General features: G+C 73.3%; 11 protein-coding genes. 4 read left to right on the top strand and 7 right to left on the bottom strand.

The window, feature by feature from the left end; translation table 11 throughout:
- Positions 1–132: 132 nt before the first annotated feature.
- On the top strand, positions 133–1,053 hold the full coding sequence (locus WMF14_RS43240) for a DUF2267 domain-containing protein (RefSeq protein ID WP_437796283.1): 921 nt from the start codon (positions 133–135) through the stop codon (positions 1,051–1,053).
- Here WMF14_RS43240 and WMF14_RS43235 read toward each other — a convergent pair whose 3' ends face one another.
- Together WMF14_RS43235 and WMF14_RS43230 are read right to left on the bottom strand one after the other, a co-directional pair.
- Entirely contained in the window at positions 1,054–2,055 is a 1,002-nt protein-coding gene (locus WMF14_RS43235; RefSeq protein WP_437796282.1) for an NAD-dependent epimerase/dehydratase family protein, read from the bottom strand.
- Positions 2,052–6,626 (bottom strand): AMP-binding protein, encoded by a 4,575-nt coding sequence (locus WMF14_RS43230; protein ID WP_437796281.1) that lies wholly within the window; start codon positions 6,624–6,626, stop codon positions 2,052–2,054. The genes WMF14_RS43235 and WMF14_RS43230 overlap by 4 nt, the downstream gene beginning before the upstream one ends.
- 281 nt (positions 6,627–6,907) lie before the next feature.
- On the opposite strand from WMF14_RS43230, the gene WMF14_RS43225 reads away from it, so the two are divergent.
- Positions 6,908–7,858 carry a deoxyribonuclease IV gene (locus WMF14_RS43225; protein WP_437796280.1) on the top strand — a complete coding sequence of 317 codons (951 nt, stop codon included), beginning with the start codon at positions 6,908–6,910 and terminating at the stop codon, positions 7,856–7,858.
- Here WMF14_RS43225 and hutU read toward each other — a convergent pair.
- Positions 7,773–9,446 (bottom strand): urocanate hydratase, encoded by a 1,674-nt coding sequence (gene hutU, locus WMF14_RS43220; protein WP_437325765.1) that lies wholly within the window; start codon positions 9,444–9,446, stop codon positions 7,773–7,775. The genes WMF14_RS43225 and hutU overlap by 86 nt on opposite strands.
- 183 nt (positions 9,447–9,629) lie before the next feature.
- Here hutU and WMF14_RS43215 point away from each other — a divergent pair, with 183 nt between their 5' ends.
- Entirely contained in the window at positions 9,630–9,977 is a 348-nt protein-coding gene (locus tag WMF14_RS43215) for a hypothetical protein (protein ID WP_272102068.1), read from the top strand.
- 78 nt (positions 9,978–10,055) lie between these two features.
- On the opposite strand, the gene WMF14_RS43210 is transcribed toward WMF14_RS43215, so the two are convergent.
- From WMF14_RS43210 to WMF14_RS43195, 4 genes are all read right to left on the bottom strand, one after another.
- Positions 10,056–12,122 (bottom strand): protein kinase domain-containing protein, encoded by a 2,067-nt coding sequence (locus WMF14_RS43210; protein WP_437796279.1) that lies wholly within the window; start codon positions 12,120–12,122, stop codon positions 10,056–10,058.
- A gap of 22 nt (positions 12,123–12,144) precedes the next feature.
- Positions 12,145–13,119 carry a hypothetical protein gene (locus tag WMF14_RS43205; RefSeq protein WP_437796278.1) on the bottom strand — a complete coding sequence of 325 codons (975 nt, stop codon included), beginning with the start codon at positions 13,117–13,119 and terminating at the stop codon, positions 12,145–12,147.
- A 246-nt stretch (positions 13,120–13,365) separates the two neighbouring features.
- Positions 13,366–14,133, bottom strand: a complete 768-nt coding sequence (locus tag WMF14_RS43200; protein WP_437796277.1) for a hypothetical protein — start codon at positions 14,131–14,133, stop codon at positions 13,366–13,368.
- Between the two features lie 93 nt (positions 14,134–14,226).
- Positions 14,227–14,532 carry a YfhL family 4Fe-4S dicluster ferredoxin gene (locus WMF14_RS43195; RefSeq protein WP_012240614.1) on the bottom strand — a complete coding sequence of 102 codons (306 nt, stop codon included), beginning with the start codon at positions 14,530–14,532 and terminating at the stop codon, positions 14,227–14,229.
- Positions 14,533–14,700: 168 nt separating this feature from the next.
- On the opposite strand from WMF14_RS43195, the gene WMF14_RS43190 reads away from it, so the two are divergent.
- Positions 14,701–15,420: a hypothetical protein gene (locus WMF14_RS43190; RefSeq protein ID WP_437796276.1), complete on the top strand. Its 720-nt coding sequence runs from the start codon at positions 14,701–14,703 to the stop codon at positions 15,418–15,420.
- Positions 15,421–15,452 lie beyond the last annotated feature (32 nt).

The following is a 15,452-nucleotide window of genomic DNA, read 5'->3' as shown; positions in this document are numbered from 1 at the left end:
GCGGCGGCGATCCCGGGCGCCGCGTCCACCCGCCGGCCACGCGCGCCATCGCGGTTGGTACCGTTCTGGCTAGCCCCGCCCTGGCGTACGCACGCACAACCCCGAACGCGCTGCCCAGGGGAGGGACTCGCCATGTCGCTCGAAGAGTACCGACGCCCGCGAATGATCGTTCTTAGCCCGCGCTCGACCGCTTACGACGCCGTGAGGGCGATGATGGACAACCACGTCGGCGCGGTCCTGGTCCACGACGGCCAGCGCCTCGCCGGCATCGTGACCGACCGCGATATCGCGCTGGAGATCGTGGCAGGCGACCTCGACGCGCGCAGCACGATGCTGCGCGACATCATGTCGGACGAGATCGCGACGCTCGAGCTCGACGCGTCGATCGACGACGCCGTGCGCACCATGCGCGATCATGCGTGTCGGCGCGTGCCGGTGACCGAGCAAGGGCGGCCCGTCGGCCTGGTGACCCTCGACGATCTGCTCGCCGATGGGGTCATCGACGCGGAGGCCGCCGGCTCCGTCGTGAAGGCGCAGCTCGAGGTGGCCGCCCGGTTCAAGCCGGAAGGCGCGATGCACCCCGAGGCGACCGCGCGCCCGGAGCGCTCGCACGGCCGCGTGCGCGCCCTCACCCGGCGCAAGGCGCGCGCCGACAGCGCGTATGGCCGGCTGATCCACGCCGTCGAGCGCCACAGCGGCCTCCAGCAGCGCGACCGCGCGGAGCTCGCGCTGCAGATCGTCCTCGGCTGCCTCTGCCGCAGGGTGACGCCCCAGGAGGCGCGGCACCTCGTCGCGCAGCTGCCCTCGAAGCTCCACCCGTCGCTCGAGCCGTTCCTCGACGGGCCCGACAAGCGCATCACGACCGCGACCATCGAGGCCGACGTCGCGCGCGAGCTGCGCATGGACCGCGAGGCCGCCGGCTTCGTGCTGCAGGCGATCTGCGAGGCCGTCGCCGACAGCGTGTCCGCGGGGGAGATCGAGGGGTTCCGCGGTCAGCTCCCGCTCGACATGAAGGACCTGTTCCCGCCGACCCCGCTGCGCCGGGCCGTCTAGCTACGCTTGCGGCCAGACCACGCCGCGGGCGCGCAGATCGGCGACGGTGTCCGCGAGGGTCTCGAGCGGGTCGCGCGGCGTCCAGCCGAGCTCTCGCCGGGCCTTCGTCGCGTCGAGGTACCAGAAGTGCTGGCCCATCTCGGCCGACACCGGATCGACCGGCAGATCGAACGGCAGCCGCTTCCGCGCCTGCTCGATGAGGTGCGCGCCCGCCTTCGCGAGCGCGATGCTCCGCGGCAGCCGCAGGGCGGGGGCCGGGACGCCGGAGATGCGCGCGAGGCGGCGGAAGAAGACCTCCAGGCTCATGTTGGCGGCGCCGAGCAGGTAGCGCTCGCCCGCGCGGCCCTTGTCCATCGCCAGCGCCATGCCCTGGGCCGCGTCGCGGGCGTCGACGAAGGAGAGGCCGCCCGCGGGGGTGAAGGGGAGCCGGCGCTCGAGGAAGCTCACGATGTCCCCGGTCGAGGCGCCGTGGACGTCGCCCGGGCCGAGCAGGATGCTCGGGTTGACGGCGACGACCTCGAAGCCGGGCCCGCTGCGATCGAACGCCGCGCGCTCGGCGTACAGCTTCGAGCGGTAGTAGGGCCAGCCGGCGATGAGGTCGATCGGCGTCGCCGCCGTCTCGTCGCGGACGTCGCTCGGGTCCTTGCTGACCGCGACGACGCCGCTCGTGCTCGCGATCACCGCGCGCTTCACCCCCGCGTCGCGGCAGGCGTCGAGGGTGATCTTGGTCCCCTCGACGTGCGTCCGGTAGAGCGCCTCGGCGTCCTCGCGGCGCCGCGAGACGCGCCCGGCGCAGTGGAAGACCCCGTCGCAGCCCTCGGCGGCGCCGCGCACCGACCCCGCGTCGAAGATGTCTCCGCGGCGAAGCTCCACGCCCTGCTCGGCGAGCGCGGGCGCCTCCGCCCGGCAGAGCGCCACCACGTCATGGCCACCCCCACGGAGCGCCGTGACGAGGTGCGATCCCAGGAAACCGGTCGCCCCGGTGACGAGATAGCGGCTCATGCGAGATCGAAAACCTTCTGGAAGGTCTGGAGGAGGGAGATGTCGTTCGATTTCACGAGGCCCGTCATGAACTCCATCGGGCTCGGTGTGTAGGCCTCGCGGACGATCTTGGTGAATATCTCGGGCGTCGTCTTGAGGACGCAGTCCGCTTGCTGGCTTGGCTTACCGATCCGCGCCTCGCAGCTGGCCGGGTCGATCCGCAGCGTCCACTTCGCCTCGTCCTCCGTGCCGAGCGTCACGTAGTAGGTGATCGGCTGGGTGACCCGCCCGGCGACGTATTTCGACTCGAGCTCGCGGAACAGGACCGTGAGCGGGTGCTCCTTGGTGGTGGTAGCGGCCTGATCGATGCTCTCGACCCGGCTCAGATCGAGGGCGCCGCCCTCCTTGAGCTTGATGACGGCGAGCTGCGTGAGCTCCGCGACCTTGCGGCAGGCCACCGCGTACTTCATCCCGGCGGTGAGCCGCCGGAGGTCGCCGATCGTGAGCGGCGGCCCGATGCGCGCGACGAGGTCGCGGCGGATCGGGACGGTGCGCCCCTTGGGGAGCGCCTCGAACGTGCCGCCCAGGTAGAGGGGCAGGATGTCGACGTTGTGCGTGAGCGCGAGGTGCCCGATCGCCGGCTTGAACTCGAGGATGCCGCCGTCGGGGCTGCGCGTGCCCTCCGGGAAGAGGAGCACCGTCCGCCCGCGGTCCAGGATCTCGCCGGTCTGGCGCAGCGCCGTGCGGAGGCCGCCCTTGCGGTCGAAGGGCGCCAGGTTCGTGAGGTTCTCGAAGTAGGCGCGCCGCCAGCGGTTGCCCTCGAAGAAGTAGTCCTGGGCGGCCAGCGAGACGAGGCCGTCCCCGTAGCTGCCCAGCGCGAACTTCACGAGGCCCATGTCGAGGTGGCTCGCGTGGTTCGAGACGACGATCGTGTTGCGGTTGTGCGGGATGAACGCGCGCCCGTAGACCTTCGGGCGCATGACGTTCCCGTAGAAGCCGGACTGGACCTTGTTCATCCAGTGCTTGGCGAAGTCGGCCACCGGGCGAGGGATGTGGATCGGCTCCTCGCCCGGGCCCTGCGCCTTCGGCTCTGCGATCGCCGCGCCGGCGTCCTGCGCGACGGCCGCCGCGCCCGCGCCGGCCTCGGCGGCGAGGCGCGTGACGATCGCCTTCACCTCGGAGCGCTTCACCTGACCGGACGCGGTGCGGGGCAGGTCGGCGTCGTGGAGGTGGAGGGCCATGGGGTGGCACGGCTTGGGCAGCGCCTGGATCGCCGTCCGGAGCGCGTCGAGCGCGCGCTCGTGCTGCGCGGCCCGCGCGAGCGCCTCGTCGCCGTCGCCGTCCTTCGCGCCGGGCGCCGTGGGGACGGCGAGGCAGGCGACCTGCTCGCCGCCTCGGCCGTTGTCGATCCCGACGATGGCGAGCTCCTTGACGTGCTCGACCTTGCCGAGCATTCGCTCGATGTCGGCCGGGTACAGGTTCTCGCCCTTCGCCGCGCTGATCACCTCGCTCTGCCGGCCGACGAGGACGAGCCGCCCTTGCTTGTCGAGCTTGCCGAGATCGCCGGTGCGGAGCCACCCGTCCGCGTCGAGGGCCGCCTGGGTCGCGCCCGGGTCGTCGGCGTAGCCCTTCATGACGTTGGCGCCGCGCGCGAGCACCTCGCCGACGCCGTTCGCGTCCGGGTTCGCGATCTTGATCTGCACCCCGGGGATCGGCTTGCCGACGTTCCCCGGGTTCGCCGCCGGCGAGGGCCTGGCGACGGTCAGGAGCGGCGCCGCCTCGGTCAGGCCGTAGCCCTCGGCGAGCGGCAGGCCGAGCCCCTTGAACACGGCGGCCGTGTCCCTGGGGAGCGCCGCGCCGCCCGAGATGAGGAAGCGGACGTTGCCGCCGAGCGCGTCGTGGACGCTGCCGAAGAAGAGGCGCCCCGCGTTCAGGCCCAAGCGCTTGCCGAGCATGCGGTTCAGCTCCATGGCCCAGCTGAACGCGGTGGCCGCGGCGGGCCCCTGCTCCTTCACCCTGGCGACGATCTGGCGCTCCAGCATCTGCCAGAGCGCCGGCACGCCGACCATCGCCGTGACGCGCGCCCTCTTCAGCCCGTCGCTCACCCGATCGGCCGAGACATCGTCGAGGTAGATGATCCGCGCGCCCTGCGACAGCGGCAGGAGCAGGCCGCAGGTCACCTCGAAGGTCTGGTGCAGCGGCAGCACGCTGAGCACGCGGTCGCTCGCCTTGAGCGGGAACAGCGGCGCCAGCGAGGCCAGCAGGGCCGTGAAGTTGCCGTGCGTGAGCAGCACGCCCTTCGGCTCCCCGGTCGTGCCGCTCGTGTAGACGACGCTCGCGACGTCCTGGCTGCCCACGCGCACGTCCGGGGGCGCGAGCCCGTCGCCGGACGCCGGCCCCAGGTCGGGCACCTGGCCCTCGGCGAACCCGCCCATGTCGAAGGCGACCAGGTTCGGCAGCGCCGCGCGCACGTCGGCGCCGAGCTTCTCCGCCACGCCGCTGTCCCAGAGGACGACCTTCGCCGTCGACGAGCGGAGGACGTCCGCGAACGCCTTCGCGTCGAGCGCGGGATCGATCGGGACGGCGACGGCGCCTGCGCGGAGGATGCCGAAGTAGGCGACGGGCCACGCCGGCTGGTTCGCGCCGGAGAGCGCCACGCGATCGCCGCGGCGGACGCCGAGCGCGGCGAGGCGCGCGGCGGTCATGCAGGCGGCGTCCCGGAGCTCGCGGTAGCTCGTGCGCGAGAGCCCGTCCTGCTCGAACCGCTGCACCGACAGCGCGTGATCGAAGCGCTCGGCGACCTCGTCGAGCAGGTCGACCAGGCTGTCGTAGGGCCGGAGCGGCTTGATCTCCCGGCGGAGCATCTCCTCCATGAGCGGGAAGGCCCACTTCTCCAGGCCGGGGAGGTGCACGTTCCAGATGTAGTCGCGCCAGTCGATCTTCTCGGGCGCCCAGACGAAGCGCGCCCGCTCCTCGGGGGGCATGCGGGCCATCGCCGCGCGCGTGTTGGCGCAGGAGTAGACCCAGTCGCCCTCCGCGACGAACGGCATGAAGACCTCGAGGAGCGTGGCCGTCTTCTGCTCGGTCCTGGCGGCGCTCTCGAGCGCGGCCGCCGCCGGCTTGAGGAGGGCCGCGGCGGGGCCGACGCTCGCCGTCTTGAGCAGGCCGCCCAGGCCGCGGAGGGCGCCCTCGATGGCGCGCGCGCCGTGCGCGCCGTACTGCTGCCGGGTCAGCCCGCGCGGCTCGAAGCGGGACGACACGACGTCGAAGAGCGAGGTCTTCTTCCCCTCGAACACCTGCCGCCGCTTGTAGAGCCCGGCGAGCTCCAGGTAGCGCGTCACGCGGCAGCCGTTCGTGTCGGTCGATCCGTACTGGTACACCGCGGGCGCGCGGCCCTCGATGAGCTCGCAGAGCGAGGCGATCATGCCGCTCGCGGTCATGTCGACCGGGATCAGGTCGAGCCGCACGTCGTGGTCGCCCGGGAACTGCACCTGCCCCTTCGAGGCGAGGTAGAGGTACGGCGCCGAGGTGTTGATCCCCTCGTTCCAGCCGCAGAACGGGAACTCGACCGCGGTCTCGACGACGGCGGGGCGGACGATGGTGAAGGGCAGCCCGGAGCTCGCGAGGACCTGCTCGCCGATGCTCTTCGTGTAGGTGTAGATGTTGGTCCACCCCCAGAAGAGCGCGCGCTCCTTGCCGGCCTCGATGAGCCGGTCCTTGATGAACTTGCGCTTCACCCTGGCGAGCTCGTTCTCGAGCGCGCTGCCCCGGCACGGCTCGCTGCGCGCGGCCAGGTTGGCCTTGGCCTCGTCGAGGAAGGCGCTCTGCCGGAAGGCGTCCTCGCACCGCTGGCGCGCCTGCTGCACGAGGTCGAGGCACTCGCTGATCTCGCGCTGCGGATCCCAGTGCGACCGATCGAGGGTCCGCTTCGGGCAGGCGGCGCCGAACCACGTCTCGCCCGCGGCGCGGGGGAAGGGGATCTCGGCCGGGTGGTTCTCCTCGATGAGCCCCGAGCGGTAGCCCGCGACGAAGCAGGTGCTCGTGTGCATCACCTTGGCCCCGAGGGTCCGCGCGAGCTCGACGAGGTTGCTGATGCCGAACGCGTTGACCTCGAGCGCCTCGTCGAGCGGCGGGTTGAAATCGACGACGCCGGCCACGTTCACGACCGCGGCGATCGTGCCCGTGAGCTCCCCCACGCGGTCGCCCAGCCCGAGCAGCGGCAGGCCGACGTTGCCGTTCATGGGGGTGATCTTCTGCCGCAGGTACTCCTCGAAGGCGGGCCCGGGGTACTGCTCGCGGATCGGGTCGAAGACCGGCGAGGTCACGATCTGCGACCAGAAGCGCTCCTCCGGCGACTGGCTCTCCTTGGCCCGGACGAGCAGGTAGATGTGGGCGATCTCCGGGAACCTCGCGAGCAGCATGGCCAGCCAGACCTTGCCGAGGAAGCCGGTCCCTCCGACCACCACGAGCCGCTTGCCCGAGAGCACGTGCGACGGCATCAGCGGCGGGGCCGCCGCGGTTTCCTCGCCCTTGGCCCCACCCGGCGACCCCGGCACTGCCTCTCCGGCGCCGGCCCCGTTCGTAACACCCATATGGCTCATCGAGACTCCAGGAAGGCCGCTCAATTCGCGCCTGGGCAGGAACGCGTCAAGGGTGAGGTGCCGCGAACCGGGGTTCGCGCCCTCCCGGCATGCGGTTTGCTCGATTTGCTCGCGGAATCGGGGTCATCGCAGGGGACGGACGAGGTGGCCCGGGCGTTGCGCTCCTCCGTGGGGACGCGCGGGCGCGCGCGGATGCGGGGGCCGTGGCAGATCCGGTCGGCTCGGGGCAATGCCTTGCCGGCGGCGGGGAAGCGCCCCAAGCAGTGCGGCCCATGATCTTCGGCGCGCACGAGTCCGTGGCCGGCGGCCTTCACCGCGCGATCGCGCTGGCGGGGGAGGACCGCTGCGAGGCGGTGCAGATCTTCACCAAGGTCTCGGGCCAGTGGCGGGAGCCGGCGCTGAGCGCGGAGCAGATCGCCGCGTTTCGCGCCGCGCGCGCGGCCTGGGCCGGCGCGGGCCGGACGCTCGCCCACGCGAGCTACCTCATCAACCTGTGCGCCGACGACGCCGCGATCCTCGAGCGCTCGCGGGAGGCGCTGTTCCAGGAGCTCGCGCGGTGCGACGCGCTCGGGATCGACTTCGTGGTGTTCCATCCGGGCGCGCCGCGCAGCCTCGGCGAGGAGGTCGGCCTCGATCGCATCGGCGAGAGCCTGTCGATCGTGCTCTCTCGCGCGAAGGGCCTCCGCGCGCAGCTGTGCATCGAGAACACGGCCGGGCAGGGGTCGACCCTCGGCGATCGCGTCGATCAGATCTCCGCGATGATCAATCGCGCCGGGCCGGAGGGGTCGCGGCTCGGGGTCTGCGTCGACACGCAGCACGCCTTCGCGGCGGGGCACGACCTCCGGAGCGAGGCCGGCTACGAGCGGTTCTGGAGCGACTTCGGCCGGCTGCTCGGGCTGGAGCGGCTGAGGTGCATGCACATGAACGACTCCAAGGCGGGGCTCGGCCAGCGGCTCGATCGGCACGAGCGCATCGGCGACGGGGAGATGGGGCTCGCGCCGTTCTGGCGCCTCGCGAACGACGCGCGGCTCGCGCGCGTGCCGGCGGTGATCGAGCTGCCGCCGCTCTCGAAGGAGCGGCGCGGCTACATGGAGGAGATCGCGCGGCTGCGCGCCCTCGAGGGCGCGGCGGAGCCGGTCACCCTGCCCGGTGCGGCACCCGGACCCCCTTCTCGTCCGCCACGCGGATCGCCGTCTCGTAGCCCGCGTCGGCGTGCCGGATGATCCCCATCCCCGGATCGATGGTGAGCACCCGCTCGAGCCTCTGCCGCGCGGCCTCGGTGCCGTCGGCGACGATCACCATCCCGGCGTGCAGCGAGTTGCCGATCCCGACGCCGCCGCCGTGGTGGAAGCTCACCCACGACGCGCCGCCCGCCGTGTTCGCGAGCGCGTTGAGGATCGCCCAGTCGGCGATCGCGTCCGAGCCGTCCTTCATCGCCTCCGTCTCCCGGAACGGCGACGCGACCGATCCGCAGTCGAGGTGGTCGCGCCCGATCACGATCGGCGCCTTCACCCGGCCGGCGCGGACGAGCTCGTTGAAGGCGAGCCCGACCTTCGCGCGATCGCCGTAGCCGAGCCAGCAGATCCGCGACGGGAGCCCCTGGAACGCGATCTTCTGCTGTGCGAGCTCGATCCAGCGGCGGAGATCGGCGTCGCCCGGGACCGCCTCGAGCACCGCGCGGTCGGTGGCGAGGATGTCCTCGGGATCGCCCGAGAGCGCGACCCACCGGAACGGGCCCTTGCCCTGGCAGAACAGCTCGCGCACGTACGCCGGAACGAAGCCGGGGATCGCGAACGCGTCCTCCTCGCCCGCCTCCATCGCGCAGGTGCGGATGTTGTTGCCGTAGTCGAAGACCTCGGCCCCGCGCCGCTGCATCGCGAGCATCGCCTCGACCTCCCTCCGCATCCCCGCCTTCGCGCGCGCGACGTACTCCCCGGGATCGCGGGCGCGGAGCTCCGCCGCCTGCTCGAGCGTGAGCCCCGGCGGGACGTAGCCGACGAGCGGATCGTGCGCCGCGGTCTGCTCGGTGACGAGGTCGGGCGTGACGCCGCGGCGCACGAGCTCCGGGTAGACGTCGGCGGCGTTGCCGCAGAGGGCGATCGAGCGCGGCGCCCCGCGCTGGACGCTCTCGAGGACGGCGTCGAGGGCGCGGTCGAGATCGTCGATGCGCTCGTCGACGTAGCGGGTGCGGAGCCGCTTCTCGATGCGCGCCGGGTCGATCTCGACGCCGAGGCAGGCCATGCCCGCCATCGTCGCGGCGAGCGGCTGCGCGCCGCCCATGCCGCCGAGCCCCGCGGTGAGCACCCAGCGCCCGCCGCCCGGGGCGCGCGCCGCGTGCGCCTTCCGCGCGGCGACGAACGTCTCGTAGGTGCCCTGCACGATGCCCTGCGAGCCGATGTAGATCCACGAGCCCGCGGTCATCTGCCCGTACATGGTCAGGCCGAGCGCCTCGAGCCGGCGGAACTCGTCCCACGTCGCCCACCGGCCCACGAGGTTCGAGTTCGCGAGGAGCACGCGGGGCGCGTCCGGGTGCGTGCGGAAGCGGCCCACCGCCTTGCCCGACTGCACGAGGAGCGTCTCGTCATCCGCGAGCTCCCGGAGCTCGCGCACGATCACGTCGAACGCCTCCCACGATCGCGCCGCCTTCCCGGTGCCGCCGTACACCACGAGATCGTCGGGGCGCTCTGCGACCTCCGGATCGAGGTTGTTGTGGAGCATCCGGAGCGCGGCCTCCTGGATCCACCCCTTGCAGCTCCGCTCGCTCCCGCGCGGCGCGCGCACCACCCGGGCCCCCTGCTCTCCGGTCGTCATGCTGTCGTGTACTCCACCCGGTCTGGATCGACCAGAAGGCGCGGCGTCCGCCGCCACGCGTGGCGAGGGGCACGCCGGCGCGCGACGCGAGCCTGCTCGGTCCTCTCCGGAGCAGCCGGCTTCGTCCGAACCGGAGTATGCTCGCTCGGGGCGCGCGCAGCGCCCGTGTGTCCGGGAGAATCCATGATCTCGACGATCCGTTCGGCCCTCGCGCGTTGCCCGGTCCGGGCCCTCCAGCTCGCAGCCCTGGCGCTCACCCTCGCGACGACGGGGTGCGACAAGGTCGGGTGCTTCGAGTGGACCGAGATCGAAGGGGAATGCCCCTCCCAGGACGAGGCGCTCGCCTATTTCGGAAGCGACTCGTGCAGCGGCGAGGTCGAGTCGGTCGACAGCGAGCCCGAGTACGACGGCGATTACTGCTGTTACGACATCACCAAGCGCGACGATTACGGGGGCTTCTGCACCTCGCCCGGCGGGCGCATCTCGCCGCCGCAGCCGGCGCCGCCGCCCGCCCCGTCTCCGCCGAACTGAGCCGGCGCGCCGGACACCCCCAACGCCCGCGCATCGCGGGCCTCGCGTCTGGCGCCGCCTCCGCCCTGGTTCATCGATCTAGAGCTCGTCCAGCGCGTTCCTGTCGAGCTCCTGGAGCGCCGCGAGATCCCGCGCTGCGAGCTCCTCCACGTCGCCGGGAGCCTCGCGCGGGTAGGCCAGCGTGAGCTCGCCGTCGTGGACGTAAAGGTGCTGGCTGTCGATGCACCCGTGCGCGCCTCCGGCCGCGTGGAGCGCCGCGATACCCTCGCCGAGGCGCGCGCGCTGAGCCCTTGTCAGCGCGCGCGCCTCGTCGGCGAGCGCGCGGCCCTGGGGCAGCGCCACCCAGACCTCGCCGTTGGCGAGATCGACCCGGAGGACGGACGCCAAGGCCGCGTGGCCGGCGCGCGCGAAGGCCCGGGCCCGGGCGAGGGTCGCGTCGTCGAGCTGCAGCACGAGGACGTCGCGATCGAGCCAGGCGTCGTGCCAGCGCCCCTCCGTGTCCCGGCCGTCGCCGACCTCCAGGGTCGCCGCGAGCCGCGCCGCCGTGGCGGGCGGCGCGTCGCTCGATCGGGGCCGGCCGCTCGCGCGCGACCGCCGCGGCCGCGGGCGCTCTGACCAGGCGATCGCGGTGATCGCGCGCCGCGCCTCGAACGCGTCGGCCGGCCGCGCGGCGGGATCCTCCGCGAGCAGCGCGGCCACGGCCGCGTCGTGGGCCGCCGTGAGGTCCGGATGGACCTCGCTCGGCGCGGGATCGAGCTGCCCGCGCACGGCGGGGGCGGGCGGCTCTCCGGTGAGCAGCTCGGCGAGCACCGCGCCGACGCCGTACAGATCGCTCGCCAGCGTCGCCGGTCGGCCCATGCGCTGCTCCGGGGACATGTACGCGAACGTCCCGATCGCGCCCGCCGTGGCGGTGGACGAGAGATCCCCGAGGTGCGCCGCGCCGAAATCCGCGAGGTGAGCCGTCCCGATCTCGTCGAAGAGCACGTTGCTCGGCTTCACGTCGCGGTGGAGGATGCCGAGGCGGTGCGCTTCGCCGAGCGCGGACAGGAGCGCGCCCGCGATCTCGACGGCGCGCGCCGGGGTGACCGGCTCCCCCCGCAGCCGCTCGATCAGGGACCCGCCCGTCATCCAGGCGAGCACCATCGCCGGCCCTTCGGGGTGGTACGCGCGGAGCGCGACGACGTTCGGGTGCCGGAGCTGGGCGAGGGCGCGCGCCTCGCGCTCGAACCGGAGGAGCGCGTCGCGGCCCGCTCCGAACGCCGCGCCCGCGAAGATCTTCACGGCGACGCGCTCCGCCGTGATCCGGTCGCGCGCCTCCACCACGCGCGCGTGGGGCGTCGACGTGACCTCGCGCAGCGTCTCGTAGCGCCCGAAGAGGAGCGGCCCGACGGGCGCGGGTCCTGCCGGGGGAGGGCCTGCGACGGGGCTGCCGGGAGCGGCGCCTCGCGAGGAGAGCGCGTCCTGGCCGGGCGGATCGAGCCGGGCGAGCTCGTCGCGGACGGTCCGCGCGGCGTCCTCGAGCCCGAGCTCGCTCAGGCAGCGGCCGAGCAGCGGCAGCGCGCGGGCCCGCTCGGCGGCGGCGGGCGGCAGCTGCTGGAGCGCCCGCACGGCGGCCTCGGTGCGGCCGTGGCGCGCGAGCAGCTCGCCCAGCGCGAGCCACGCCGCCGCGTCGCCCGGGCGGCGGCGGAGCGCGGCCTCGAGCACCCGCGCGCCGTCGGCCGGGCGGCCGGCGAGCTCGAAGCTCTCGGCGGCGCGGCACGCGTCGTGGGCCGCGGTGAACGCCTCCGCGGCCGCCGCGTGAGCGCCGAGCGCCGCGAACAGCGCGCCCGCGTGGCGCGAGAAGCCGCGCGCCGCGAGGTCGGCGGCGGCGCGCAGCGCAGCGTCCCGGGGCGACGTGGCGGCGATCCGATCGAGCGCCTCGCGCGCGAGCGCCTCGTCGCCGCCGAGCGCGGCCATCAGCGCCGCGCGGGCCGGGTCCCCGGCTGCCAGCGCCTCCCGGGCCGCGCCGGCGAAATCGCAGACGCGCTCGAGCAGCTCCGATGCGCCCGCGTGATCTCCGGCAGCCACGAGGAGCGCGGTGCCGCGGTCGCGCTGCCCGATGGCGGCGAGCTCGGCCGCGCGACGTCGCAGATCCTCGTGCGCCACGCCGATGTCGGTCGGAGCGCCGTCAGCGCGCGGCGATGCGCGCTCGGCCGTTCACGGAGAGGTCGAAGCGCACCTCGCCGAGGTCGATCCCCGAGGCGTTGAACGGCACCTGCCGCGTCCGGTGCAGGGCGAGCGTCGCGTTCGCCGGCAGGGGCCCGAGCGTCGAGGGATCCAGCAAGGAACCCGGGATCACGCCCCTCCCGGTGTCCTTGAACGCGCACCGCACGGTCGCGCCGTGCGCCGAGGTCACGTCGACGTAGATGACGTCCCGCGCCCGGCCGCCCTCGTCCGCGCGCCACTGCACGACCGCGCCGACCCCGGCGTCGAGATCGACGCCGTCGGCCAGCTCGGCGTCGCCGATGCGCACCTCCTCGGGACCCGCGGGGGCATCGGCCTCGAACGCGAACCGGTCGAGCTGCCCCGAGCCGGAGCTCTCGAACACGTACCGCGCCGGCGCAGGCAGATCGCTGGTGGCGTCGCGCGACGTGTAGAACACGCCGAAGACCAGGGCGCCCACGTCCGGGAACGCGCGGGCTGCGAGCGGCATCTCGGTGCTCTCGGTCTTCATCGTCACGTCGCCCGCGTCGAGGAGCTCGATGGGGCTGAGCGAGCTGATGCTGCTCGCCGCCTCGTCGTCGGCGGCGGGCGAGAGGACCATGCAGCTGCCGGCGGAGGGGAGGACGAACGGCTTCCCGACGGCGCCCTCGGCGAGCTCGGGATCCATCGCGGACGAGAGGCGCATGAACTTCGCCAGCACGTTCGTGACCGCCCCCGCCCCCTCGACGCCCGCGCTCGGCGGCGCGGCGTCGTCGAGCTCACCGGGGGTGGCGGTCGAGGCGGCGTCCCGGCTCAGGTTGATCGCGCGCTCGACGCGCACGACCCCCTGGGTGACCACCCCGTTGACCTCCGTCGCGTCGCCCGCGACAGGCGCCGAACAGCCGACGAGAGCCGCACCGGCGAGCAGGCATGAGGTGGCGAGGGCGCCGTGGGGACGCATAGATCCGAGTCTAAGACGGGTCCTCCGGCCGGGCAAGCGCCTGCGCTCGTCACCGATCGTCACCGATCGTTACCGATCGTTACCGAAAATGGCAGGGAATCCGTTTCATTACGTTTGGTTGCGCTTTGCTGCGCCTTGTTCCGCCTTGTTCCGCCTTGTTCCATTTGGTTACGTCCGGAAACGCCCCGACGTCGTGCGACGTCGCGCTGCCGACGTTGCAACGTCGTTGCGTTTGTTACGGCCGCGTCAGAAGGTGACCGTGAGGCCGCCGCCCGGGGCGACGGTGCCCTGATCGATCGCGACCGGACTGCCGGCGATCTCGCCCTCGGCGTGGTGGTAGGTCGCGGTGGCCTCGAGCGCGACGTGCACGTGGCGGAATCCCGCGCGGATGCCCAGCACGAACCCGAGCTGGAGATGCTGGCCCGACGCGTCGACGAGCGGTCCTCGGAGCGCCGCTCCGGCGGCGGGCAGCCGCACCTGGCCGCCGAGGAGCTCGAAGCCGAGCCGGGGACCGAACCAGACCGCGTAGAGATCCGCGTCCGACCGGAAGCCGAGCAGCAGAGGGATGTCGAGCCCCGCGCCGTGGACGTCGATCCCTTCTGCGCTGGGGCCCGGCCCGCCCGCGAGGAGCGCCGAGGCGCCGAGGCCGATCGACAGGGCCGCGTCGCCGAGCGGGAACGCGTGGCGCCCGTCGAGCCGGATGGCTCGCCCCGTGTACGTCAGCCCCGCTTCGTTCTCGCCCTCGATCCCGACGCGGGCGCTGGCCCACGGCGCGACACCCGGCGAGACGGTGATCTCGGAGAGCTTTCGTCGCGCGGCGCCCTCCGCCGTTGCGGGATCGGCGGCGCTCGCGCCTGCGTCCGCCGCTCCGGCGATGACCATGTCACCCGACAGGCCGCCGCCGAGGCGCACGGCGCCGGGACGGAGGACGTGGGCCGGGTGGAGCAGCGGACCGCTGCCGTGGCAGCCCGCGCAGGCGCCCGCGAGGACCACTGCGGCCCAGCGCCGGATCACGGTGTGACCCGGGCGCCGCATTGAACCGACGGTGCCGGCGGAGGCATGGGAAGCGCGGCCGGAGAGGCGACGCGATGGTGCGCGAAGATGCGCCTACTTGCGGAAGCGCGAGGGGTAATCGTTGGCAGCGGCCCGCTTCTTCAGCTCCCCATCGTCGGGGTGAAGCCTGACGGCGCGCGCGATGAGGACCTCCTCGGTCTCCACGATCTGCGGGTTGGGCAGGCAGCACTCGACCGGGCATACGGCCTGGCACGCTTCGTGATCATAGAAGCCGACGCACTCGGTGCAGAGCTCCGGATCGATCACATAGATCTCGTCGCCCTCGCTGATGGCTTCGTTCGGGCATTCGGGCTCGCAGGCGCCGCAGTTGATGCAGTCTTCGGTGATGTAAGTCGCCATGGCCTTCGCTTCGTTCTCCGGGGTCACCCCGGTCCGCTCGTTTGTAGAGGCCTGACCGCAGGGTGTCAATTCGGGCGGAAGCGAGCGCCGGTTCCGGCACGGTGTCATGGGCGTCGTGGGCCTGCGCTTGCGCGCGGGCGCCCCTGCCGGTACTAAGCGGCCTCCTCGATGCTCCGCCTCACCGAGCCCGCCCTCCTGCTCGTCGTCCTTGGCGCCTCCTCGCTGCTCGCCGGATGCGGTCCCCAGATCGGCGATCCGTGCACCTCGTCGCTCGATTGCGTGCAGGCAGAGCAGCAGCTCCTCTGCGATGGCACGCAGCCTGGCGGCTACTGCACGGTCTTCAACTGCGAGCCGGACGGCTGCTCCGGGAGCAGCGTCTGTGTCGCGTTCAACCCGGTGATCGATCCGGCGTGCAGCGAGCTCGAGAACGTCCGCTGGCCGCGCTTCGAGCGCACGTTCTGCATGGCCACCTGCGATGAGGACGACGACTGCCGCCGCGGCTACTCGTGCGTCGCGCTGGGCAAGATCCAGGAGGCCGCAGGGATCGCGCCGGGCGAACGCAACGCCGCGATCGTCGACGCCAGGCCGGAAGGCTCGAAGGCCTGCCTGCCGAACCCGCCGTCCGCGTCGAGCGCCGCCAGCGAGCCGCCGGGCGGCGTCGAGAGCGAGCCTGGGGTGTGCAGGGCCGCTCCTGAACAGGACGAGTGGCCCCCCTACACGCCGGATGCCTCGGGCGCTGGAGGCGCCGGCGGCGCTGGAGGGTCGGGTGGCGCGGGAGGCGCCGGCGGCTCGGAGGGCGAAGGCGGCGGCTCGGGTGGCGAAGGGGGCGCTGGTGGCTCGGGCGGCGCTGACGGTTCGGGCGGCGCTGGCGGCTCGGGCGGCGGCTGAGCGTCGCTCGGTGCGGTCCGGCTTTGCGCGTC

Source organism: Sorangium sp. So ce693 (assembly GCF_051521375.1).
In the GTDB taxonomy this organism is placed as follows: Bacteria; Myxococcota_A; Polyangia; order Polyangiales; family Polyangiaceae; genus Sorangium; species Sorangium atrum.
This window is presented reverse-complemented; position numbering and strand designations above follow the sequence as displayed.